The organism is Protofrankia sp. CiP1_Cm_nod4 (genome assembly GCF_982290645.1).
Map to the genome: position 1 here is coordinate 55,227 of NZ_CEVIVC010000005.1, position 23,807 is coordinate 79,033.

The window sequence follows — 23,807 nt, forward strand, 5'->3', positions numbered from 1 at the left end:
TCGGGCTCGCAGGCCCTTGCCATGGCCGCTCGCCCGCGATGAGCGGATCATCCTGCCATGGGAGACGCCGGTGATGCCGACCGCGCCGGCCGGTACCGGGGAGCGGGCCACCCCGAGCCGGGCCAGCGCCCGGGCCAGGGTCCGGCAGCTGGTGCGGCGGGCGGCGGTGTCGTCGGCGAGCATCTCGACCAGCAGGGACACCGCGGCGGTCGCGTCGCGCGCGGGCGGGAGGAACGGGAAGGTCTGCTGCCAGGCCACGAAGGGCTGGATGACGAGGTCGTGCCGGCCGCGGGCGTGCGCCTCCTCGTGCGCGAGGACGGACTCCAGCTCGTCCTGGGCGAGCGCGGCCAGCAGCCCCCGGGAGACGACGACCCGGGTGTGACGGACGCCGGGCAGGCAGTAGGCGACCGCCACAGGATGGTCCAGGACGCGCAGCCGTCCGCGTTGGTGGATTCTTCCGGCGCAGGCGGGCAGCTCATACGGCGGCTGGCATGCCCCGGCGCTTCCCGGTTGGGCTGAGGACGCCGCTGCCGTGTCGTGATCGCGATGGCCCTGGCCGGCGAGGTCGACCAGATGGCGGTGGCGGCGGCGATGCCGCAGGGTCTGCGCGGTGGACAGGGCGAGGACGCCGAACAGCCGGGCTGCCAGCGCGGACGCCGCCCCGAGCCCGATCACGTTGATCCAGCCGAGCCCGGCGAGAGGCTCGCCGGCGGCCACGTGGCCGGCGTGGTCGAGCACGCCCAGCGGCAGGTCGGTGGAAAGCGGCGCGAACGTGAACGCGATCACCGCGAGCAGCGCCGACACCCCGCCGGCAAGGCCGATCGCCTGCCACAGCACGATCGCGGATCGTGGGCAGCGGGACGGCCAGCGCGCCCTGGCGAGCAGTCGGGGAACGGGCCATGCGAGCACGCCTGCGAACAGAGCGAGAATGGCCGCGGTCGTCATAGCGGGTGAACAGTACCTCTGCCCGCGGACAGAGGTTCGGTTTGAGCGTGTGTCGCGTCCGGTACGGCGTCCGGTGCAGAGGTCACGAGCCGGTGGCCTCCGGGCTCGAGGCCTGCGCACCCGCGATCTCCGACACGGCGGCCGTGACGCGGGTGCTCCCGGCGCCGACGCGTTCTGGCACGTCGGAGAGGCCTTCAGCGGCCTCCGCGCCGGTTGCCCCGCCGAGGGCACCGATGGCGAGGCCGTCCGCGGCGGTGGTGACGGCGGCCGGACGGGCCGAGGTGAGACCGGTCGGGATGAGACCGGTCGGGATGAGATCGGCCTCGGTGGCGGCCGCCTCGTCGCGTCCGGCCGCGGCATCCGGCGGCGGGGCGAGGGCCCGGCGCAGGATCTCGGCCTCGGCCGGGGAGACGGAGCCGACGAAGCGCACCAGCGCCGAGCCGCGGTCCTCGGTGGTGTCCAGGGCGGCGAGCATGGCCTCGGCGACAACGGCGTCCCGGCTGCTTGACGCCCGGTAGCGGTGCGCGCGCTCCGCGCGTTCCCGCTGGACGAAGCCCTTGCGCTCGAGGCGCTCGAGCACCGTGAGGACCGTGGTGTAGGCGAGGTTGCGTTCGTGGTCGAGCCGGGCCGCTACTTCGCGCGCGGTCAGCCAGACGTCGACGTCCCACAGCACGTCCATGACTGACCGCTCAAGGTCACCAAGACGCGCCATGTATCTCACTGTACGACGCGCCACGAAGTTCTGTGCCCCCATCGGGAGTCCGGGTGTGACCTGCTGCCGGTGGCGGGTGCCGCTGGCGGACGTCTCGTATTCTACAAAGCGTAGAAGTTTGACAGAACGTAGAAGATCTTTCGAGATGCTCTCTCGCTCGCGTGGGCTCCGGGTGGGCGTCGTGGGACGGGAGGCAGGAGGGATCGTGCATGATCCTCGCCGCGTCCACAGATCTTGCTCGTGGCCAGACGGCTTTCTCGCTGGCTTTCCACATCTGTTTCGCCGTCTTCGGGGTGGGCCTGCCCTGGCTGCTGCTGTACACCGAACGCCGCTGGATCCGCACGGGTGACCCGGTCTGGCTCGCCCTCACCCGTAAGTGGGCGCGGGCGTTCGCCGTGCTGTTCGCGGTCGGCGCGGTGTCGGGGACGGTGCTGTCCTTCGAGTTCGGCCTGCTGTGGCCGGCGTTCATGGCCCGCTACGGAGGAGCGCTCGGCCTGTCGTTCACGCTCGAGGGCTTCGCGTTCTTCATCGAGGCGATCTTCATCGGCCTGTACCTGTACGGCTGGAAGCGGCTGTCCCCGCGGGCGCACTGGCTGACGATGGTCCCGATCGCCGTCGCGGGCACCCTGTCCACCCTGTTCATCATCACCGCGAACGCGTGGATGAACGTCCCGCGCGGCGTGCGCGAGGCCGGCGGGCGGGTCGTCAGCGCGGAGCCGCTCGCGCCCTTCCTGTCCCCGGCTACCCCGGCACAGGTGATCCACATGCTGCTCGCGGCGCTGATGTGCACCGGCGGCGCTGTCGCCGGGGTGTACGCGGCCGGGATGCTGCGCGGCCGCCGGGACGCCTACCATCGCCGCGGCCTGCGGGTCGGCCTGGTCACGGTGCTCGCCTGCGCCCCGCTGCAGGCGGTCGTCGGGGACTGGGCGGCGCGCGTGGTCGCGGACCGGCAGCCGCTGAAGCTGGCCGCGATGGAGGCCCTGTACCAGACGCGGTCACACGCGCCGCTGACCCTCGGCGGCATCTACGACGACGCCACCGGCGAGGTCCGGCACGGCATCGAGATCCCCGGCCTGCTGTCACTGATGACCGGCTGGAGCCGGGACCACGTGGTGACGGGCCTTGTGGCCGTCCCACCCGCGCAGCGCCCGAACGCCCTGATCGTCCACCTTGCCTTCGACACGATGGTGGCCCTCGGGACGGCGCTCGTCGGGCTGGCCGTGGCCGTGGCGGTGGTGGCGGCGCGCCGCCGGTGGCGCGGCGTCCGCCCGGCGCTGCCGACCGGCCGGGGCTGGCTGCTGGCGGCGGGCGCCACCGGGCCGGCGTCTATGATCGCGATGCTGGCCGGCTGGGAGGTGACCGAGGGCGGCCGGCAGCCCTGGATCGTCTACGGCCGCATGCTGGTGACGGACGCGGTGACCCACAGCCCCGGCCTCGGCTGGGCCTTCGGCGGCACGCTCCTGCTCTACCTGGGGCTGGCAACGGCGCTGGTGCTCATCCTGCGGCGGATGGCCACCGGCGGGCCCACCTACGAGGCCACGCCCGAGAACACGTCCCCGACCACATCTGAGACCACGTCCGAGGTGGCGGGTGCCGTCACGGCCGGTGCGCTTCCGGCCGACATACCAGCGGCTGGCGGGCTGCCGGCTGGCGGGCTGCCGGCTGGCGGGCTGCCGGCTGACGGGCCGCCGGCTGGCAGCACGCCGGACGGCGCTGTCGCGGCGGATGCCGTACCGGAGGCGGGGAGGGACGACGCCGTCCCGGCGGGACCCGCGCGGCCGGCGGGGGTGGAGCGATGACCGCCGCGGACGCCCTGCTGCTGGTCATGGTCGGCGGGCTGACGGCATACGCGCTGCTCGGCGGCGCCGACTTCGGCGCGGGGGTGTGGGACCTGTTCGCCCACGGGCGGCACGCCGCCGAGCAGCGGGCGCTGATCTCTGCCGCCCTCGGCCCGGTGTGGGAGGCCAACCACGTCTGGCTGATCTTCGTGATCGTGGCGATGTTCTCCGGGTTCCCGGAGGCGTTCGGCGTGCTCGGCAGCACGTTGGAACTGCCCATGGCGCTGGCGCTCGTCGGCATCGTGCTGCGGGGCAGCGCCTACGTCTACCGCGCCTACGGTGCCGGGGCGGCCGGCCCCGACCACTGGTGGGGGCGGGTGTTCGCGGCCGCCTCCACGGTCACGCCGTTCATGCTGGGCGTGTGCGGCGCGGCCATGGCCAGCGGCGTCGGCCGCCGCGATGCCGCGGCTGCCCCGCTCACCAGCGCGTTCGGGCTGCTGGCCGGCGCCTTCGCGGTCGCCGCGACCGCTTTTCTCGCCGCCGTCTACCTGTGCCGGGACGCGTCCCGGCGGCCGGGGAGCGAGCATCTGGTGGCCGGTTTCCGGCGTCGGGCGCTCGGTGGCGCGGTGGTCGCGGGGGCGCTCGCGGCCGCGTTGCTGCCGCTGCTGTGGCGGGACGCGCCGGTGGTGGCGCAGCGGTTCCCCACCCGCGGTGTCCCGTTCGTGGCCGTGTCGGTGTGCGGCGGGGCGGGCGCGCTGGTCCTGGTCTGGCGGCGGCACTACACCGCGGCGCGGCTGGCGGCGGGCCTCGCGGTGGCCGGGGTGCTGTGGGGCTGGGCCGTCGCCCAGTACCCGGACCTGGTGGTCGGGCAGGTCGCCGCCGCCGCGGCCGCGGCACCCGCGCCGAACCTGCGGGCCATGCTGATCGCGATCGGCTGCGGGGTGGCCGTCCTGCTGCCGGCGCTGTTCCTGCTGCTGCGGGTGTTCGCCGACCCGGAACCCGCCGGCGGCGACCCGCATCACTGACAGCGGCCCGCCGCCCTGGCCCACGCGTGCGTGACGCCGGGCGCGTGCGTGACGCCGGGCGCGGGTGTGACGCCGGGCGCGGGCCGGTGCGTAGGCTGCCGGCCCGGTCGGCTGGTTCGCTCGGAGCCGTTACGTTCGCCGGGTGAGGCTAACTGGCGACGGGCGGGCAGCGGCGCGGACGGACACCGGCGCACACGTGGGCGACGTTGCCGGGGCAGCCCTGGGAGGACAGCCGCGGCACGAACCGGCCACGAAGCCTGGCGACGCCGCGCAACCGGAAAGCGGCGGGAGCGGCGGGAGCGGCGGGAGCGGCCCCAGCGGCCCCAGCGGTGCCGGGCACGGCAGTGACCACGACACCGGTCGCGTGCGCGCCCGGCGGCGGCTGCTCGCGCACGAGGTGTGGCTGGTGCTGGGCGTCTCGCTGGGGGCGTCCGGGCTGTGGGCACTCGTCCGTTACATCGGCGATCTGACCGCTCCGGGGCCGGTCCGCCAGCAGGTCGCCGAGCTGAACTCGTCGGCGGCCCCGGGGCGTCCGTGGCTCGACCTCGCCCTGCAGCTGACCGGGATCGTCACCGCGGTCGTCCCCGCCTTCCTGGCGCTGCACCTGCTCGCCCGGGACGGCGGGGGGCCGGCCGCGATCGGCCTCGACCGTGGCCGGCTGGCCCGCGACGCCCGTTCCGGGGCCGGGCTCGCCTCGGTCGTCGGCGGTGGCGGGCTCGGGCTGTACCTGCTCGCCTGGCACTCCGGCGCGAACCTGACGGTGGTCCCCACCAGCCTGCCGGACGTGTGGTGGCGCATCCCCGTCCTGGTGCTGTCCGCGGTGCAGAACGCGCTGCTCGAAGAGGTCGTCGTGGTCGGCTACCTGCTGACGCGGCTGCGCCGGCTCGGCTGGGACGAGCGCGCCGCCCTGGCGGCGAGCGCGGTGCTGCGCGGTTCGTACCATCTGTACCAGGGGCTCGGCGGTTTCGCCGGGAACCTGGTCATGGGCCTGCTGTTCGGGCGGATCTATCAACGCCGGGGGCGGGTCGGCCCGCTCGTGGTGGCGCACGCTCTGATCGACATCGTTGCTTTTGTCGGTTATGCCGTACTGGCCGGCAGAGTTTCCTGGCTGCCCACATCGTGATCGCTACTCGGAAAAACCGCCAGGCTGTCATGTGTTTAACATGGAATGAACAACAGCCAACGATGGTTTCGCCGCGGCACGCCGGACGCGGTCGATGCTGTCCCGGGCGGCCGTGCCGTCCAGGCCAGCTGGCCACCCCGGTCGCGTCGGACCGTCCGGATGCGGCCGTGGCAGGGGCATGAGCGGCGATCGCATCAAGTGAATATGACGGAGGGTGACCGTGGGCGGCAGGCTGAGGGAAATAGAACGCAAGTTTGCCGTCGATCCGGGTTTCGTGCTGCCCGCCCTGGAACAGCTGCCGGGTGTGGCCGCGGTCAGCGAACCGGAACGGGTGGCCCTGGAGGCTGTCTACTACGACTCCGACGATTTCCGGCTGACCCAGAACAAGATCACGCTACGGCGCCGGACGGGCGGGCACGACGAGGGATGGCATCTCAAGCTGCCGCTGCGTGCCGGCGAACGGGAGGAGATCCAGCGTCCGCTCGACGCGGCCGGCACGCCACCGGACGAGCTGACGCCACCGGACGACCTCGTTGATCTGGTGCGCGTCCATCTGCGTGACGCGCCGTTGCGGCCGGTGGCCCGGCTGGTGACCGACCGTACCTTTGTCCGGCTCCGGGACGCCGCCGGCGCCGACCGGGCCGAAGTGGTCGACGACCAGGTCAGCGCCTGGACCCTCGGCGCGGCGGCCAGCCGGGAACAGCGGGAGCGGCGGGAGCGGCCGGCGGAGGATGCGGCGGAAGCACAGCCAGCGGCCCAGCCAGCGGAAGGCGCGGAGGGACCGCCGGCGCGAGGGCGGCGGCAGCGGTGGCACGAGATCGAGGTCGAGCACATCGGCACCGGTGACACCGGCCTGCTGGACGAGGTCGGCGCGCTGCTCACGACCGCGGGCGCGTCGGCGTCCCCGGACGCGTCCAAGCTGTCCCGGGTGCTCGGCCCGGCGCTGGCGCGACAGCCTCGCACCGAGGCGCTGCCCTCGCCCGGCAAGCTGCGGCCGCGCTCCCCGGTGGGCGAGGTGGTCGGGGCCTATCTGGCCGCCCAGGTCCAGGCGCTGCTCGCCGCCGACCCGCACGTCCGCCTCGACGTCCCGGACGCCGTCCACAAGATGCGGGTGGCCACCCGCCGGTTCCGCAGCACGCTGCGTACGTTCGCGCCCCTGTTCGACGGCGCGCGCGTGGCCCACCTGGACGGGGAGCTGCGCGACCTGGCCGGCGCGCTGTCCCCGGCCCGCGACGCCGAGGTGATGGTCGAGTACTTCGACGGACGGGTGGCGTCGCTGCCGGCCGAGCTGGTGCACGGCCCGGTCGCCGAAGTGATCGACAGCCAGCTGCTCGCCGGGCAGGAGCAGGCGCGCACCGAGGCGCTGGCGATGCTGCGCGGCGAGCGCTACCTCACCCTGGTCACGGACCTGAAAGACCTGGTCCGCGGGCTGCTGGAGACGTCCGCCACACAGCCGGGAGGGCCGGGAGGGCTTGCCGCGCAGCCCGCCAGGGTTGTCCTGCCGAAGCTGGTCGGACGCGCCGACAACCGGCTGACCCGCAAGGTCAACACGGCCCTGGCCACCCCGCCCGGCCACGAACGCGACATCCAGCTGCACAGCGCCCGCAAGCAGGCGAAGCGGCTGCGGTACGCGGCCGAGACGGCCGGCGCGGTCTTCGGGCCCGACGCGGCGGCGTTCGCCAGGCTGGCCGAGCAGATCCAGGAGCTGCTCGGCACCCACCAGGACGCCACGGTCGCCCAGGGGCAGCTGCGGCAGTGGGGGACGTCGGCGGCGCAGGCCGGCGAGCCGACCGCCTTCACCCTCGGGCTCCTGCTGGGCCTGGAGGAGCTCCGGGCCCGCACCGCGGAACGGGACTTCATCGACTTCTGGCCCGAGGCGTCCCGCGGGCGTCATCGCCGCTGGCTCCAGGTGTGATCAGTGTTGTGGGCCCGGTCCGCGCGCCCGCTGGATTCCCGGCCGCGCGGACCGGAGCCTGATGCCGCTCGGGCTGTTCCCGGGGCCGGCGGCGGATCCCAGCCCCCGCGGACCAGAGCCTGAGCGGGCCGGTGTCCGCCCCGGGCGACCGGCGGCCAGCCGTCGCCGGGCGCTCTACTGGTCGTAGAAGCCGCGCGCGCGGTCGTTGCCGCCCCAGCGGGCCGGCAGTTCGATGAGCTGCCGGATCCTGGTCCGGTCGGTGCGGCCCGCCGGAGTCTGCAGCAGGATGCCGGACTCCGGGTCGTCCATCGGCCGGAACAGGGACAGCACCAGCCTGATCTCGCCGACGGTGGCGGTGCTGACAGTCACCGTCCGGGTGGTGAAGCCGTGTGCCGACCGGTCTTCCCACCACGGCCTCAGCTCGGCCCGTTCCGTTCCGAGCAGCGTGAACATCTCCCGGACACGCTCGTCGTGCTCGTCACCGAACTGGCTGCGGAACTGCGCGAGCAGGTCCTTCGTCACGCTCTCCCACTCGTGCAGGGTGCTCCCGAGCAGGCGGCTGGTGATCAGCAGGTAGATGAGGTTGCGACGTCGTTCGTCGAGCAGGCCGGGGTCGGTCCACAGCGCCGCGTAGGCGTCGTTCCAGCCGATGATGTCGAACCTGCGGTCCAGCAGCAGCGCCGGGGACGTCGGCCAGCCTGCCAGGACGGGACGCAGCAGGCGGACGGCAGCCCGCGTCCGCTGCGACTGGGGTGGCTGTCGCGTCCGCCGCGGCGGCTGGTGCGGCGGCGGGGACGTCCGCGCGGACGTCCCCAGCAGCGCCAGGGCGTGCCGCCGGGCGTCGGCGTCCAGCCGCAGCGTCCGCGCGACCGCTTCGACGACCTCTTCGGACGCCTGGACCCGTCCCTGCTCGAGCCAGGTGTACCAGACGAGCTGCAGGCCGGACGCCGCCGCCACCTGTTCCCGCGGCAGGCCGGGCACCCGCTCGCGGTGGGCCTGGAGGAACCTGCCAAGCTCCCGCTGCCGCGCCTCCTGGCGGGCCTCCCGCCGGACGCCGTCGTCCGTCGCGGCATCCGAGGCCAGGACCATCTCGCCGGGGATCAGCTCGCCGGAGGCGGCCTTGCCGGAGATCAGCTCATCGGGGAGCGCCTCGCCGGGGGCGGCCTCGCCGGGAAGCGCCTTGCCAGGGGCCACCTCGCCCGTGATCCTGCTGCCAGGAGCCGCGCTGTCAGAGGCCGCGTTGCCGGGGATCGCGTTGCCGGGGGCCGCGTTGCCGGGGGCCGCGCTGTCCGGGGTCATCGCGGCAGAGGGCTCGGTCGGCGTGGCGGCTGGCTGCGGGAGGGCACCCGTTCATGGTGACTTCACTGCGATCATCCCGTATTGCCATCGGGCCCATTGGGATCTGAGCCTCGCCGGAGCCGATCCGGCCTTCCTCAGCGGTCCGGGCGGCGATTCATCCGGACGCCGCGCGCCGGCCCGCGCCGAGCCACATCCTGTTGCCAGCGGATGCTGTTGCCAGCGGATGATCCGGCGGGCCCGGTGGGCCGTCCGACGGCCCACCGGGCCCGTTTCCGTCATCGGCCGGATCCGCTTCTCCCGGTGCCCGGAGAATTTCAGCCGATGCCCGTCATCACATCGGTTGTCACCACATCGGACGGGACGGCCCGGAGCCGACGCCGAGGCGGTCGATACCCAGCTCGATGTCGTCGAGATCGTCCGCGGTCAGGGTGAGGGTGGCGGCCGCGATCCAGCCGTCGACCTGGGACGGGCGGCGCGCGCCGACGATGGCGCCGGTCACCCCGTCGAAGGCGAGGGCCCAGGCGACGGCGGCCGCGGCGACGCTGACCCCGTGCCGCTTCGCAACGCCGCGCAGCACGTCGGCGAGGGCCAGGTTGCGATGCAGCGGCTCACCGGTGAAGTCAGGCGACCGGCGCCGCCAGTCGTCGGCCGGCAGGGTGGCCGAACGCTGGGCGGACCAGGCGCCGGTGAGGAGGCCCGCCTGCATCGGGCTGTAGACGATGACGCCGATGTCGCGCTTGGCGCAGTACGGCAGGATTTCCGCGGCGGCCTCCCGCCTGATCGCGGAGAACGGTGGCTGCAGGGCCTCCACGCCACCCACCGACGCGACCCGTTCGAGCAGGTCGACGTCGAAGTTGGACACGCCCACCGAGCGGATCTTCCCGGCCGCGCGCAGCTCGTGCAGTGTCGCGACGGCGTCCTCGACCGGTGTGCCGTCCTGCGGCGGCCAGTGCAGCTGGTAGAGGTCGATCCGCTCGACATTGAGCCGGCGCAGGGACGCGTCGACCTCCCGCCGGATCGAGTCGGCGGCGCCCACCTGGGCGAAGGCGCCACCGCCGGGCGCCGAAGCGTCCCAGATCAGCCCGCACTTGGTGAACACGTACGGACGGTCCGCCGCGGGGATGCCGGCCAGGGCGCGGGCCACGATCTCCTCGGAGTGCCCGAGGCCGTAGCCGGCCGCGGTGTCGATCCAGTTCACCCCGGAGGCGGCCGCGTGCCGGATGGCGGCCACGGACTCCTCGTCGTCCTGGGCGCCCCACCCGAAGGCGTAGCCGGTGCCTCCGACCGCCCAGGCCCCGAAGCCGACCCGGGTGATGTTCATGCCGGTCGTGCCGAACGGTGTCGTGGGAAGGGTCACTGTCACTACCTACCCCCATGCGAGATCGGGACTCAGGGCGACCGGCCTCGCCAACCGTCGTCGCTGGCCGGCTGTTGTCACCGTCCGGTCGGTATCGCCACCCGGTTGGGAGGTGCCACCCGATGCTTGGTGGCTGACTGTGGTGTTCCGGCGACTGACTGCGGGCCTTGAACGCTTGCGGAACGCTTGCACGCGAACGCTTGCACAAGCATGAAAGCATCCGGGGAGGCGGCCGTCGCGCTCTTGATGGTGTCATGATTATCCGGTTGACATGCGTTCTGCTTACTGAGAGCAAGATTTGCATACGTGATCCTGGGACGGATCACCCGGGGTCGTCCTGGAGATCGCGCCTGGAGATCCCTAGAGATCGGGAAAGAGCGTTACGTCGATCATGAGCGGGCCGGCCGGCTCGGTCGGCCTCGCCGCCGGGCCGGTGCCCGTGGCCGTGTTCGCCTCGGCGGCCAGCGCGTCGGCGTCCGCCTCGGAGACCGGCAGGTTACGGCGTTCCAGCAGCTCCCGGACGCGGACGTGGTGGACAACCGGGGTCACGGCGGTGACGTGCCGGATCAGCGCGGTGAAGAACTGCGGCGCGGCCACGTCCGCGGGCACGACGTCGTGGCGCACCCGCACCCGCGCACCCGCCGGCGGGGCCGGCCCGCCGCCGGCCGCCTCAGCGCCCGGAGCACCGGCGCGGGCGGCGTCCGGAGCGGCGCTCGCACCACCGGCCAGGGGAGCGGCGCTCGCACCACCGGCCGGGGCGGTCTCCGGGCTGGCGGGCGGACTGGCGTTCGTGCCGTCGGGCGGGCCGGTGGCGATGTCATCCCACTCGACGAGGACGAGGGCCGTCGCGGTGTAGCCGCCGCTGTCGGCGCCCACGCCGCCCGGCGCGCCCACGCCCGCGCGCAGCTTGCGGATCATGTCGATGGTCCGCTCGAAAGCGTCCGGTTCGGTGTCGAGGATCGTCGAGCGCTGCACGAACAGGAAGCCGACCGCGGCCAGCGGGTAGCGTCCCCGCAGGTTCCCGGCGTCCCCGTAGGCCTCCTCGAAACGGTTCGGCAGGTTCTTCCCGAACGACGAGACCTGTGCCTTCGTACTGATCAGGAGCTCGGGGCCGCGCTCCCAGCGGGAGATCACGACGTCGACCTGCTTGTCGTAGGCGCGCCCGAGGATCACCGCGTCCGCCGGGGTCACCGCCGGCATCGCGCCCACCCGGGCGCGCACCTCGTCGGCCAGCGCCTTCGGCAGCTTGTCGAGCAGCACGGCCACGTCACGCGGCAGCACCCTCGGCTGGGTGGCTCGCGGCCAGACCTCGTCGGCACCGAACCCGGCGCGGCGCAGCTCGTGGGCGATCCAGGCGTCGATCCCCTTGGCGAACGCGCCGCTCTCGGACGTCTCGCCGCCGCGCACCGGCTGGGTCAGCAGCTCGCCGAGCAGGTCGTAGTCGGGTGCGTAGCACGGCGGCGCGCCGGCGATGTGCCGCCATGGATCCGTCGGAGGATGGCGGGCGAGCACCGGCTCGTAGGCGACGAGCTTGTCCGGGCGGCGGCTCACCCGGGCCCGCTGCCCGAGCGTCGCGGGCCCGCACGGCCCGGGTCCGGGCGCCGCGAGAGCGGGCGTTCCGGGGCGGCGCGTTCCGCGTCCGCGTGGCCTGGGTCCGGGTGGTCTGGGTCCGGGTGGCCCATGCCCGCATGGCCTGGGTCCGCACGGCCCATGCCCGCACGGCCTATGCCCGCACGTGCGCGGGCATGGCGGCGGGACCACAGGGTGTGGCGGGCAGTTACGATCTGTTCGATGGCGGCGGCGTCCAGCCCGGCCCCGCCGGCGAGCAGCAGCTCGTCCACGCCTGCCACCGCGTCGGCGAGCCGTCCCGCAGCCAGCGCGCGCAGCACGCCGCGGCGGGCCGCGGACAGCTGTGGACGCAGCCGTTCGACCAGCTCCGGGGCGGGGACCAGCAGCCGGGCCGCCTCCCGCGGCTCGAGTTTCAGCATGCCGCCGCCGTAGGCGCGCCCGACCGTCTCGGCGGCGAGCATCGTCACGGAGTTCAGCGCGGCCAGCGGCAGCAGGTCCCGCCCGGTGCGCCGGTGCTCGGGGACGAGGACGACCCCGTGGACGGAGTTCAGGTGCGCCACCCCGGCCCGGTTGGTCGCCAGCTGCGGGGTGTCCGCGTTCATGTAGGTCAGCAGCAGGTCCGCCGGTGCGGCCGGGAGGGGGACCTGCCACCAGGGGCTGCGGATCCGGCACTTGTACGCCAGGTCGACCTCGGAGCGTTCGCCCGCCGCGATGTAGGCGCGGGCCGCCGGGGACGGCCGCGGCCCCGGCCGGAACAGCAGGGTCGCCAGGCCGGTGTCGGTCAGCCGCTGCCAGTCGCTGGTCCGTAGCGCGAGGGCCCGCAGGTGCCGGGAGCCTGGCGGCGAGATCGGGACGAGCTCGTCGTCGAGGCCGAGCGCGTCCGCCCGCTCCTGGCTGAGGGCGAAGTAGCGGTTGTTGCCCGTCACCGCGCCGAGCGTCGTGCGGCCCCAGGTCGCCAGCGTCCCGAAGAGACCGGCGATGGTGAGCTCGAGCATGGCCCGCCGGGCGGCGGCGCTGATCAGCGCGGGCATCCAGGAGGCCTGGGGCTCGGGCGTCGGTACGCCCACATCCGCCGCCGGGTGCACGATCGCCGCCGTGGTCGTGACGACCGCCGGAGGTGTGATTGTTGCCGGGGGCCCGCCCGCCGCGCTGGGCCTGGTAGCCGTTGGTGGCCCGTCCGCCGCCGGGGCACCAGCCGCGGCCGGTACCAGGAGCGCGGGCTGACCCAGCGCCGCCGTCCGTCGCACGTCCATGGGCCTGGCCGCGGCCGGGGACGTGGCCGCGGCCGGGCCTGGGGCCCACTGGGGCGGCACGCCGCCGGTCGGGCCGGTGGCCCGTTCCGTGGCCCGCTTAGTGGGCTGCCCCCCGTCGAGCGGGCCTCCCGCGCCCGGTGCCGTGCCGCCGGGCGGGCCCGCGGTGTGCCCGGCCCCGGTGGCGGCGAGTTCGGCCAGGTCGCGCACCTGGTGGACGTCGAAGCGGCCGGCCGGCCCGGTGCCCTCCGCGAGCAGCAGCAGGACCTCCTCCTGCACCCCGGGGAAGACCCGTTCGGTGAACAGCACGAGCTGGACGTGCCGGAAGCGTTCCAGCAGGAACTGCCGGACGGGCGCGGCGTAGTTCACCGCCAGCAGCTCGGCCGGGAGCACCAGGCCGAGACGTCCGGCCGGGCGCAGGAACCGGGCCGCGTGCACGGTGAACGCGGCCCACGAGCTGGCCAGGCTGGTCAGGCGGACACCGGCCTGCCCGGCCGCGGCCTGGGCACGCCCGCGAGCCTCACCGTGGAACTTCTGGTATCGCACGTACGGCGGGTTGCCCACGACGGCGTCGAAGTCGGGCCGTGCCGGCACGGCGAAGAAGTCGGCGACGGTGATCTCGGCCTGCTCGCCGCTCGACGTCACGGCCAGGGCGGCCGCGGCTGCGGTCGGCGCGTGCAGCTCGATCCCGCGCAGCTGGGCGCGGTGCGGCAGGCCGCCCTGGCGGCCGCCGCGGGGCTGGACAGCCTCGCCGCCGTAGCTGTTCTTGTCGCCATAGCTGCTCTTGTCGCCGCGGTCGCCGGCATGGCCGCCGCCACGGGACCGGCCGTCGTGGTCGTCGTCGCAGACGTGATCGCCGACGTGATCGCCGGGGCGGCTGCCGGGCTGATGGCCTGGATGGCTGTCGGGCCGCTGGCCGGCGACGCCGTCGAGAGCCCGCAGCCGGCGGGCGGCCGCCAGCAGGAACACCGCCTCACCGCAGGCAGGCTCGAGGACGCTGTCATCCCGGTCGCGGAGCGCCCAGGTGACAATATGATCACATAGCGCGGCTGGCGTGAAGAAGGCGCCGCGAATCTTACGGTGAGTGATCGAATCTGTGGCGCTGGTCGCTTCCCGGGCGGCCGGGAGCGCGGCCCCGCCCGACGACGGGCCGCCGGCCGTCCCGGACCTGCCGGTGACGTCGGGGGCGCGGGCCGTCTCGGGGGTCGGGGTTGCCACGTCCAAACCCTAGAGCCCGGCACCGACAGTTCGTCCGGCGCGTCGCCCTGACTTCGCTTCACCCGGTACGAGCCGCTTCTGTCCCCGCGGGTGCGAGCGGGCGGCGTGCCCGTTCCGCGTCCGCCTGCGGCTGGGACGTGTACGCCGGGTGTGGAGGCTGGAACCATGCCCGTTCCGGCTGCTCCCGTGGCCCGGGGCGTACGCGCCTCGCGGCTGGGGCGCCCACGCGGATGTGGGGGACTTCACCGGGCCGCCCGGCTCCCTGGCCGGGGGTTGCGGTGGGTTACCTGGGATGTTGTGGCATCACCCGGTGCGTGAGGTATGTAGTGGACTTCCTTGCCCGGAGGGCTCCCGCCATGGCCGGTAGCCGTGTAGCGTCTTCCATGGCCAAGTTCGGCGGTTGACGCCTACAAGGGGCGGCGACGGCGAACGCTGACGCGGGAGAAGCAGAATTCTTCCGCGGCAGACGGTCCGGGGCCCGCGCGGTGTGGGTCCTGACTGCACCAGCAGGGAGAACGGCACGTGGCTCAGGGCACGGTGAAGTGGTTCAACTCGGAGAAGGGCTTCGGCTTCATCTCCGTGGACGGTGGCGGTTCGGACGTCTTCGTCCACTACAGTGCGATTGACATGGAAGGCTACAAGAGCCTGGAAGAGGGGCAGCGGGTCGAGTTCCAAGTGACCCAAGGGCAGAAGGGTCCGCAGGCTGACGCCGTTCGTGTCGTCGTCTGAGCCACGTAGGGACGTAACTCCGAGGTATTTTCCACAGTCATAGGGCGAGGGCCCGCCATCTGCTGTCAGGGGCGGGCCCTCGTTTCTTGTTGGTGCGTGTAACTGGCTTGGGGCTCGGTGAATCGCCACCAATCATCATGAGCCGCGCCGTCGGTTCGCTCTCTGTGTTCCGCGTGCTTTCCTGTTCCGCGCGCTTTCCTGTTCCGCGCTCGCCAGGCGGTGGTGGTTGGCTGCCCGCTCGGATCCCGGCTGCGTACCCACGGGCCGCGGGTGATGTCCGCTATGCCTGGTCTCATCTGGATCGTCCGCTGGCGCCGGTACCGGCCAGAATGTTTGTTCATCTTTTGTCGTGGGCGTGCGCCAGGGAAACATCTTCGCCCTGATAGCGTCGTCCCAACGGCGTGTCCGGTGCACCGAACGGTGCCGCGATTCTGTTTTTCGGAACCGGTCGTGTTAACTGTCCGGCTCCGTCGGGTGTTTCCGTCGTCCCGTGACCGGAATCACATCCGGCCGGACTGCGTCACATCGAGTGAAATACAGCGTTCTCCAGACGGCCGACAGCGGGCGGATTCCCCGGTTTTCACCGCCGGCCGTGTTGCCGGCGGCGTCACGGCTGAATCTTCCGCGGCATGTCGATCCGGCCTGGCGTCGTCCCGTCGGCCCCGGCCCGCTGGTCGGCCCGCCTACCGCTCCAGCCGGTCGTGGGACACCAGCAGTTCGGCGATCTGGAGGGTGTTGAGCGCCGCGCCCTTGCGCAGGTTGTCACCACAGACGAACAGGGCCAGCTCGTGCGGGTCGTCGGGGGACTGCCGGACCCGGCCGACCCAGGTCGGGTCGGTACCGACGACGTCCGCCGGGGTGGGGAACTCACCAGCCGCCGGATCGTCCAGCACGGCCACGCCCGGCGCCGCGCGCAGCACGGCCCGTGCGGCATCCGCCGTGACCGGCTGTGAGAACCACGCGTGCACGGCTACCGCGTGAGTCGTGACAACGGGTACCCGCACGCAGGTCGCGGACACCTTCAGCCCGGGAAGCCCCAGGATCTTCCGGGACTCGTTGCGGATCTTCGTTTCCTCGGACGACCAGCCGCCGTCCTTCAGCGAACCGGCCCACGGCACGACGTTGAGCGCGAGCGGGGCCGGGAACGGGCCGAGCCCGTCCGCGCCGACCGCCTTGCGGACGTCACCCGCGCTCCGGCCGAGGTCACGGTCGCCCGCGACCGCGGCAAGCTGGGCGTAGAGGGTGTCCACACCGGCCTGGCCGGCCCCGCTGGCCGCCTGGTAGGACGTCGCGACCAGGGACCGCAGGCCGAAGGCGCGGTGCAGCGCGCCAAGCGCGACGATCATCGACAGCGTCGTGCAGTTCGGGTTGGCGATGATCCCGCGCGGCCGGTCGGCGACCGCGTCCGCGTTCACCTCGGGCACGACGAGGGGAACGTCCGGGTCCATCCGGAACGCCCCCGAGTTGTCGACCGCGACCGCCCCGCGGGCGGCGGCGACCGGCGCCCACCGCGCCGAGATCTCGTCCGGTACGTCGAACATGGCGATGTCGACACCGTCGAAGGCCTCCGGCGTGAGCGCGAGCACCTCGACGTCCTCGCCGCGGACCCGCAGCCGCCGCCCGGCGGACCGGGCCGAGGCGATCAGGCGGATCTCGCCCCAGATGTCGGGACGTTCGTCCAGCAGCGACAGCATCACCGTGCCCACGGCGCCGGTCGCCCCGACCACCGCCAGTGTCGGCCGCCGGCCCGCGCCCGTGCCCGCGTTCACAGCACCCGCCGGAGCGGCCGGCAGCGGACGCGCCGGCACCGCCGCCGTGGTCGCCGTCGCCGTCTCGCGCGCCCCGCCGGTCATCGGCCGGTTCCCGCGTAGACGACGGCCTGGCCGTCGGGGTCGCCGAGCCCGAACGCGCCGTGGACGGCCCGCACCGCGACCGGCAGGTCGGTGTCCCGGATGACCACCGAGATCCGGATCTCCGAGGTAGAAATGATCTCCACGTTGACCCCGGCGTCGGCCAGCGCCCCGAAGAACCGGGCCGACACCCCCGGATGCGACTTCATCCCCGCGCCGACCAGGGAGAGCTTGCCGATGTGGTCGTCGTACAGGGTCCGTTCGAACCCGATCTCCGTACGGACCTTCTCCAGCGCGTTCAGAGCGTTACGGCCGTCGGTTTTCGGCAGGGTGAAGGAGATGTCGGTCCGGCCGCTGCCGGCGACCGACCCGACCTGGACGATCATGTCGAGGTTGACGTCGGCGTCGGCGACCGCCCGGAACACCGCGGCGGCGACCCCGGGCTTGTCCGGGCAGCCGACCACGGTCACCTTCGCCTCCCCCTTGTCGTGCGCGACTCCCCGGATGATGGCCTGTTCCACCAGCTCTGCCTCCGCAATCTCGGTGACCCATGTCCCCGGCCGCAACGAGAACGACGAGCGGACGTGCACGGGGACGGTGTAGCGGCGCGCGTACTCGACGCACCGAAGCATGAGCACCTTGGCCCCGCAGGCCGCCATCTCCATCATCTCCTCGTAGGAGATGCGTTCGATGCGGCGGGCGTCCGGCACGATCCGCGGGTCGGCGGTGAAGACGCCGTCCACGTCGGTGTAGATCTCGCAGAAGTCGGCGCCCAGGGCGGCCGCGAGCGCGACGGCGGTCGTGTCCGAACCGCCGCGGCCGAGCGTCGTCACGTCCTTGGTGTCCTGGCTGACGCCCTGGAAGCCGGCGACGATCGCGATGGCGCCCTCGTCCAGGGCGCTTCGGATGCGCCCCGGGGTGACGTCGATGATGCGGGCCCGGCCGTGCACCGAGTCGGTGATCACCCCGGCCTGGGAGCCGGTGAAGGAACGGGCCTCGGCGCCCAGGTTCGAGATGGCCATGGCCAGCAGCGCCATGGAGATGCGCTCACCGGCGGTGAGCAGCATGTCGAGCTCGCGGGCCGGGGGGAGCGGGGCGACCTGCTCGGCGAGGTCGAGCAGGTCGTCGGTGGTGTCACCCATCGCGCTCACCACCACGACCACGTCGTCGCCGCGGCGGCGCTGGGCCACGATCCGTTCGGCGACCCGTTTGATCCGGTCGGCGTCCGCCACGGAGGAGCCACCGAACTTCGCCACGACGAGCGCCATGGGTCCCAGGTTACTTGGGACCCATGGCGGCCCGTCCCGTCGCTCGGGGACACGCCGGTCCCGAGTGCCGCTTCGCCGGGGGTGAAAGCGCGATTGCGCCGCTTTTGGCCCGCCGGGGCCGGGACGCGGGAAGAGCTGCGGCCGTCGACGGGCCACGCCGCCGGCATGCCCCGCCATGTACAAAGCCCGACCTGGGGTGGGCGGGTGACCACCTGTGTGCGAGGGTTCTTCTGGAATCCATTGTCGGACATCGGTCGGGGCGGCCCGCCAGCAGACGGGCCCCGATCGGAAGGGATGACTGCACATGGCCATCAGCCTTGCCAAGGGTGGCAACGTCAGCCTCACCAAGCAGGCGGCCGAGGCGGGCACGCCCCAGCTCACCGCGCTCACCGTCGGGCTCGGATGGGACGCCCGCACCACCACCGGAACCGACTTTGACCTGGACGCCTCCGCCATCGGTGTGAAGGCCGACGGCAAGGTCCTCAGCGACCAGTACTTCATCTTCTTCAACAATCTGAAGTCCCCGGAGAGCGCCATCCAGCTCACCGGCGACAACCTCACCGGCGCGGGGGAGGGGGACGACGAGTCGATCGTCATCACCCTCGGCCAGGTGCCGGCCGAGATCGACAAGATTGTCATCCCGGTGTCGATTTACGGCGCGCAGGACCGGCAGCAGAACTTCGGCCAGGTACGCAACGCCTACATCCGCGTCGTCGACCAGACCGGCATCGAACTGGTCCGTTACGACCTGTCCGAGGATTATTCCACCGAGACGGTCGTCATCTTCGGTGAGGTTTACCGGAACGGTGCCGAATGGAAGTTCCGCGCGGTCGGCCAGGGCCACAACGACCTCAGCGGCCTCGCCCGCGACCACGGCGTCAACGTCTGAGGGCGTCGCCGTCCGAGAGCGACGGTGCGTGACGGGCTCGACCCCCGGGCCCTGTCGCTCGGCGGCCGGCGGGCCGCGTCGCCGGGGCCCGGGTCGCCGGGGCCCGGTAGGTGCCGGCCGGAGCTGGGAACATCGGGGGCATGGCACCGACGATGATCGGTTGGCAGGTCGGCGCACCGGCTCCGGCGGCGGCCCGGCCGCTGCGCCGGGCGGCCGTCCCGGTACCCGAGCCGGCCGCCGGTGAGGTCCGGCTGCGGGTCGCGGCCTGCGGTGTCTGCCGCACCGACCTGCATCTCGCCGAGGGCGACCTGCCGCCGCGCCGGCCCGGCACCATCCCCGGGCACGAGGTCGTCGGCTACGTCGACGCGGTCGGCGGCGACGTCGTCGGGGCCGCTGTCGGTGACCGCCTCGGCATCGCCTGGCTGCGGGAGACCGACGGCGCTTGCGGCTACTGCCGGCGCGGCGCGGAGAACCTGTGCCCGGCGTCCCGCTACACCGGCTGGGACGCCGACGGCGGCTACGCCGAGTACGCCGTCGTCCGCGCCGACTACGCCTACCAACTGCCGGCGGGCTATTCCGACGGGGAGCTGGCGCCGTTGCTGTGCGCGGGCATCGTCGGCTTCCGGGCGCTGCGCCGGGCGGAGCTGCCGCCCGGCGGCCGGCTGGGGATCTACGGTTTCGGCGCGTCCGCCCACCTGGCCGCGCAGGTGGCGCTGGCGGAGGGAGCGCGGGTGCACGTCATGACCCGTTCCGAGGCGGCCCGCCGGCTCGCGCTCTCACTCGGCGCGTCGTCGGCGTCCGGTGCCTATGAGGCTGCGCCGGAGCCGTTGGACGCCGCGGTCCTCTTCGCTCCGGTCGGCGATCTGGTGCCGGTCGCGCTGCGTGCCCTCGACCGGGGCGGGACGCTGTCGATCGCCGGTATCCATCTCTCCGACGTGCCGGCGCTGAACTACCAGCGGCATCTGTTCCAGGAACGCTCCGTGCGCAGCACGACCGCGAACACCCGGGCGGACGGCCGCGAGTTCCTGGAGATCGCCGGCCGGCACCACCTGGCGGTCACGATCACGCCGTACCCGCTCGACCGCGCGGACGACGCCCTCGTCGACCTGGCCGCGGACCGGGTCAACGGCGCCGCGGTGCTGTTCCCGTCCACCTGAGCGTGGCGGCCGGCTGAGCGTGGCGGCCGGCTGAGCGTGGCGGCCGGCTGAGCGTGGCGGCCGGCTGAGCGTCCCGTCCGGCTGAGCGTGTCCGTCCGGCTGGCGCATGGCGGCCGTCCGGTCAGGAGCGTTTTCTGGACGCGACGAGCCGGCGTTCGGCGGCGCTGAACAGGTCGGATACCTCCCGGTTGAGGTAGCCGATGGTGCCGCGGCCGATCTGCCGGCGGCGCAGGATGCCGGCCGCGACAAGCTCTTCGGCCGTCGCCCGGGCCGTCCGCGGCGGGACGCCCAGCCGATGTGCCGCGCTCACCTCCGTGAGCACCGGGGATTCGGGCAGCGTTGCCAACAGCTGGTCGGACATGGACGGCTCCCACGGCCTGTTCCGGAACGCGGTCGTCCGGTTGCGGAAAGCAGACAGCCGGACGTCCCAGGAGCGGCGCAGCGCGGCCAGTTCCACGGTGAACCTGCGGGTCTCCTCGACGGCGGCGGCCGTGGCGTCCAGGAAGAAGGTGAGCCACTGGCCGACCGCCGCGCGGGCGGCCGCGCTGTCCGGCGGGCCGTTGTGGCAGAAGGCGGTCAGCGCCGCCACGTACTCGTCCGGCCGGGTCATGAAGACGAGGCTGACCGGCAGCACGGCCGGGCCGAGCAGCCCCCGCCGGGCCAGCAGCGCGTGGATGAGCACACGCCCGACCCGTCCGTTGCCGTCGGCGAACGGCTGGATCGTCTCGAACTGCGCGTGGACGAGCCCGGCCTGGACCAGGGACGGGTGCCCGCCTTCGGACGCGTACGCGGCAAGGTCGGCCAGCAGCCCGTCGACGGCGGACGCGGGCGGCGGCACGAAGGCGGCGTCGAGCGGGTTCCACTCGCTTCCGCCCAGCCAGGTCTGCACGGTCCGCGGGCCGGTGCCAGGCTGCTCCGGCAGCAGGGTGCGTTGCAGGCCGACGATGCCGTCCACTGTGATCGTCCTGGCCTGGGCGGCGTCGGTGACCGCCTGGCGGAGCGCGGCGATGGTGTGGGCGACCCCGCGGGCGCTGGTGCTGAAACCCTCGATGGTGGTGTCCGGGGTGGCCGTGGCGGCGAACTCCGCCAGCGCGACCTGCTGTGGGGCGACCCGGATGCCCTCCATCCGGGCCGATCCGATGGCCTCCGAGCGGAGCAGGAAGCCGGCCGCCCGCTCCAGGCTCACCGTGGCCGTGCCGCGCAGCGCACGGATACTGGCCTCGATGGCGGTGGCCCGGGAGAGCAGATCCCGCGGGAGAGCCGGCGGGCTGGCGGCGAGCGGGTCGGGGCAGTAGGGGCGGTACACGCCCACCCGGCGCCCACGCGGCGGCGCGGCCGGATCCGGGGACCACAGCTGCTCCCCGTATCGACCCATCGCCGGATTCCTTTGTTTTCAGTGTTTTTGTTTCAGTGTTTTCAGCATGCCAGCAGCGGCGGGGCGGCCAGCGGGACACGTGAATTGTCCGGAACGGGAGAATGCCCGGGCCCGGGGCGAAGGCCGCTCTGAGGACTGCTCTGAGGACTGCTCTGAGGACTGCCCTGAGGACTGCTCTGAGGACCGGGCCCAGGGCGAGGGCCGCCTGGGGCAGGCCGCCGCACGGGGAACGGGAGCCCGTCGGGCCTCACGGCCGTACCAGCCGGTTCGGGCTCGGCCCCCGCCTCCGGCCCAGCAGGTGCAGCAGCCCGCCGGCGGCCGTGCTGAGCGCGGCGGCGACAAGAACGTCCCGGGGCAGCAGGTCGGTGGACTCCCGCTGGATGCGCCCGTGGAAGCGGTCGAAGCCGCGCGGCCACGGGCTGCGTCCGACGAAATAGATGCCGATCTTGTCGGTGTCGGGCAGACAGGCCCCGCTCATGGCCGCCAGGAGCGCGAGCCGGCGCCCCGGCGGCGCGGCCGCGGTCAGGATGCCCATGGCGGCCAGCCCGGCCACGCCGTCGCGGCGGGCCACCGGAACCCAGCTCCGCCCCGGGCCGGCTCCCCAGTGCGGCACCATGTCCATGGCGAGGTGGGAGACGAACCCGGCGGCAAATGCGGGAAGAGGCCGACGCAGTGCGGTGCCGATCAGCGCTCCGGCGCCCACGTGCGCACTTATGATCATTGGTCGTGTACTCCTGACCTTCATGGGTTCCGTGACGGTTTCCGGTGGTCACGTTGTCCGGCCAGAACAACGTATGCACCGGTCACGGGTATCTGGCGACATGCGTGTACTGAGGAGGATCACACCGCCGGCTCCGGCCACCGTCCGTTCGGGGAACTGACGGGTTCGTACGGGGATCCGGCCTTAAGGGCCGTCCGGAACGGCGTCGTTCGGACGGCCTTCGTCCGGAGGATTGTTCGAGACGTCCGTCCGGACGGCTGCCCGGACGTGTCCAGACGTGTCCAGACGACAACTGGACGACAGCTGGACGACGACTAGACGACGACGCGGCGGCCTTCAAAGGCGCGGCCGAGGGTCACCTCGTCCGCCCATTCCAGATCCCCGCCCATGGGCAGGCCGCTGGCCAGCCGGGTGACCTTCAGGCCCATGGGGGCGATCTGGCGGGCCAGATAGGAGGCGGTGACCTCGCCCTCGGTGTTCGGATCGGTCGCGAGAATCAGCTCGGTCACCGTTCCGTCGGCGAGCCGGGCGATCAGCTCCCGGATGTGCAGATCGTCCGGGCCGACTCCGCCGATCGGATTGATCGCTCCGCCGAGAACGTGGTAGCGCCCGCGGAACTCCCGGGTCCGTTCGACGGCGACGACGTCCTTCGGCTCCTCGACAACACAGATCTGCGCCGGATCGCGGCGGTGGTCGGCGCAGATCCGGCACAGCTCCGCCTGCGCGACGTTGAAGCACGTCCGGCAGAAGCGGACCTTGTCCTTGATCTCGTTCAGTGTGGCCGCCAGCCGCCGCACGTCCACCGGGTCGGCGGAAAGCAGGTGGAAGGCGATCCGCTGCGCGCTTTTCGGGCCGATGCCCGGCAGCCGGCCGAGTTCGTCGATCAGATCCTGGACGATCCCCTCGTACATCGTCACCGACCCGTCCCGCGGAGCGCTGTTGTGGGGCCCGCTGTTGTGGAGCCGGTTGTCGTGGGGCCCGTTGTGCCGGAGCCCGTTGTGCCGGAGCCGGGCGTTCCGGCCATCGCCATTCTGACGGCTGTTCTTCCGGCGGGCGTTCTTCCGGCGGGCCTGGCCGGCACGTGTCCAGGCGGCACCTGCCCGCCCGCCTGCGAGTCGTTCATCGCGCGCCTGTCATCCCAGGCCGGGAGGTATCGACCCCGGGCCTGACCCGCCCGGCAGACCCGCCGGGCCACCGCCGACTCCGCCGGGACCACCGATGCCGCCAGGACCCCCGATACCGCCAGGACTCCCGATACCACCGGGGCCGCCGAACCCGCCGAGGATGTCACCGAGCCCGCCGGTGACCTGGCCCATCCGCTCGGAGGCACGTCTGCGCGCGTTGTCGGCGGCGTCCCGGACCGCCGCGAGGACGAGGTCGGCGAGCGTCTCGGTGTCGGACGGATCCACCGCGGCGGGATCGATGACGAGATCGACCAGCTCACCCCCACCGGTCACCGTGGCCCTCACCAGGCCGCCGCCGGCGGTGCCGTCGACCCTGGCGTCGGCAAGGTCCTGCTGGGCGGTCAGCAACTCGGCCTGCATCCGCTGGGCCTGCTGAAGAAGCTGACCGATGCCCGGCCCGGCGCCCGGCGGTATCTGCGGGTTCGACATGCCACGAGCCTACG

Annotated in this window: 19 protein-coding genes; 7 read left to right on the forward strand and 12 right to left on the reverse strand. The window is 73.1% G+C overall.

Annotated features, from left to right (window positions below; translation table 11 throughout):
• Both AC5LSR_RS02460 and AC5LSR_RS02465 read right to left on the reverse strand, forming a co-directional pair.
• The coding region (locus AC5LSR_RS02460) for a M56 family metallopeptidase (protein WP_493468104.1) at positions 1-945 on the reverse strand (945 nt) is incomplete at its 3' end.
• Between the two features lie 82 nt (positions 946-1,027).
• Positions 1,028-1,657 (reverse strand): BlaI/MecI/CopY family transcriptional regulator, encoded by a 630-nt coding sequence (locus AC5LSR_RS02465; protein WP_445548220.1) that lies wholly within the window; start codon positions 1,655-1,657, stop codon positions 1,028-1,030.
• A 209-nt stretch (positions 1,658-1,866) separates the two neighbouring features.
• Between AC5LSR_RS02465 and AC5LSR_RS02470 the strand changes: the two genes are divergently transcribed.
• From AC5LSR_RS02470 to AC5LSR_RS02485, 4 genes are all read left to right on the forward strand, one after another.
• A complete protein-coding gene (locus AC5LSR_RS02470; RefSeq protein ID WP_493468105.1) occupies positions 1,867-3,456 on the forward strand; it encodes a cytochrome ubiquinol oxidase subunit I in 1,590 nt (529 codons plus the stop codon).
• Positions 3,453-4,460 carry a cytochrome d ubiquinol oxidase subunit II gene (locus AC5LSR_RS02475; protein ID WP_250286436.1) on the forward strand — a complete coding sequence of 336 codons (1,008 nt, stop codon included), beginning with the start codon at positions 3,453-3,455 and terminating at the stop codon, positions 4,458-4,460. The genes AC5LSR_RS02470 and AC5LSR_RS02475 overlap by 4 nt, the downstream gene beginning before the upstream one ends.
• A gap of 364 nt (positions 4,461-4,824) precedes the next feature.
• Positions 4,825-5,583, forward strand: a complete 759-nt coding sequence (locus AC5LSR_RS02480; RefSeq protein WP_250286441.1) for a CPBP family intramembrane glutamic endopeptidase — start codon at positions 4,825-4,827, stop codon at positions 5,581-5,583.
• Between the two features lie 220 nt (positions 5,584-5,803).
• Positions 5,804-7,498 carry a CYTH and CHAD domain-containing protein gene (locus AC5LSR_RS02485; protein WP_250286432.1) on the forward strand — a complete coding sequence of 565 codons (1,695 nt, stop codon included), beginning with the start codon at positions 5,804-5,806 and terminating at the stop codon, positions 7,496-7,498.
• A gap of 174 nt (positions 7,499-7,672) precedes the next feature.
• Here the strand turns inward: AC5LSR_RS02485 and AC5LSR_RS02490 are convergent, their stop codons facing one another.
• The 4 genes from AC5LSR_RS02490 to AC5LSR_RS02505 form a co-directional block, all read right to left on the reverse strand.
• A complete protein-coding gene (locus AC5LSR_RS02490; protein WP_250286431.1) occupies positions 7,673-8,797 on the reverse strand; it encodes a helix-turn-helix transcriptional regulator in 1,125 nt (374 codons plus the stop codon).
• 343 nt (positions 8,798-9,140) lie between these two features.
• Entirely contained in the window at positions 9,141-10,160 is a 1,020-nt protein-coding gene (locus AC5LSR_RS02495; protein WP_493464421.1) for an aldo/keto reductase, read from the reverse strand.
• Between the two features lie 354 nt (positions 10,161-10,514).
• Complete coding sequence (locus AC5LSR_RS02500) at positions 10,515-11,705, reverse strand: hypothetical protein (protein ID WP_493464422.1); 1,191 nt, start codon at positions 11,703-11,705, stop codon at positions 10,515-10,517.
• The gene (locus AC5LSR_RS02505) at positions 11,702-14,191 is read right to left on the reverse strand and encodes an Eco57I restriction-modification methylase domain-containing protein (protein WP_250284117.1); all 2,490 of its coding nucleotides are present in this window, start codon (positions 14,189-14,191) and stop codon (positions 11,702-11,704) included. The genes AC5LSR_RS02500 and AC5LSR_RS02505 overlap by 4 nt, the downstream gene beginning before the upstream one ends.
• A gap of 522 nt (positions 14,192-14,713) precedes the next feature.
• Between AC5LSR_RS02505 and AC5LSR_RS02510 the strand changes: the two genes are divergently transcribed.
• Positions 14,714-14,920, forward strand: coding sequence for a cold-shock protein (locus AC5LSR_RS02510; protein ID WP_250284119.1), 207 nt, complete (start codon positions 14,714-14,716; stop codon positions 14,918-14,920).
• Between the two features lie 683 nt (positions 14,921-15,603).
• On the opposite strand, the gene AC5LSR_RS02515 is transcribed toward AC5LSR_RS02510, so the two are convergent.
• Both AC5LSR_RS02515 and AC5LSR_RS02520 read right to left on the reverse strand, forming a co-directional pair.
• On the reverse strand, positions 15,604-16,773 hold the full coding sequence (locus AC5LSR_RS02515; RefSeq protein WP_445548222.1) for an aspartate-semialdehyde dehydrogenase: 1,170 nt from the start codon (positions 16,771-16,773) through the stop codon (positions 15,604-15,606).
• Positions 16,770-18,038 carry an aspartate kinase gene (locus AC5LSR_RS02520; RefSeq protein WP_250284121.1) on the reverse strand — a complete coding sequence of 423 codons (1,269 nt, stop codon included), beginning with the start codon at positions 18,036-18,038 and terminating at the stop codon, positions 16,770-16,772. Before AC5LSR_RS02520 ends, AC5LSR_RS02515 begins: the two co-directional genes overlap by 4 nt.
• A gap of 304 nt (positions 18,039-18,342) precedes the next feature.
• Here AC5LSR_RS02520 and AC5LSR_RS02525 point away from each other — a divergent pair, with 304 nt between their 5' ends.
• Together AC5LSR_RS02525 and AC5LSR_RS02530 are read left to right on the forward strand one after the other, a co-directional pair.
• On the forward strand, positions 18,343-18,927 hold the full coding sequence (locus AC5LSR_RS02525) for a TerD family protein (protein ID WP_250284124.1): 585 nt from the start codon (positions 18,343-18,345) through the stop codon (positions 18,925-18,927).
• Between the two features lie 152 nt (positions 18,928-19,079).
• Complete coding sequence (locus AC5LSR_RS02530; protein WP_250284146.1) at positions 19,080-20,084, forward strand: zinc-binding alcohol dehydrogenase family protein; 1,005 nt, start codon at positions 19,080-19,082, stop codon at positions 20,082-20,084.
• A 121-nt stretch (positions 20,085-20,205) separates the two neighbouring features.
• Here AC5LSR_RS02530 and AC5LSR_RS02535 read toward each other — a convergent pair whose 3' ends face one another.
• From AC5LSR_RS02535 to AC5LSR_RS02550, 4 genes are all read right to left on the reverse strand, one after another.
• The gene (locus tag AC5LSR_RS02535) at positions 20,206-21,459 is read right to left on the reverse strand and encodes a Fic family protein (protein WP_250284125.1); all 1,254 of its coding nucleotides are present in this window, start codon (positions 21,457-21,459) and stop codon (positions 20,206-20,208) included.
• Positions 21,460-21,706: 247 nt separating this feature from the next.
• A complete protein-coding gene (locus AC5LSR_RS02540) occupies positions 21,707-22,180 on the reverse strand; it encodes a hypothetical protein (protein ID WP_250284127.1) in 474 nt (157 codons plus the stop codon).
• A 314-nt stretch (positions 22,181-22,494) separates the two neighbouring features.
• Positions 22,495-23,091, reverse strand: coding sequence for a recombination mediator RecR (recR, locus tag AC5LSR_RS02545; protein WP_250284148.1), 597 nt, complete (start codon positions 23,089-23,091; stop codon positions 22,495-22,497).
• Positions 23,092-23,313: 222 nt separating this feature from the next.
• Positions 23,314-23,793 (reverse strand): YbaB/EbfC family nucleoid-associated protein, encoded by a 480-nt coding sequence (locus AC5LSR_RS02550; protein ID WP_250284130.1) that lies wholly within the window; start codon positions 23,791-23,793, stop codon positions 23,314-23,316.
• Positions 23,794-23,807 lie beyond the last annotated feature (14 nt).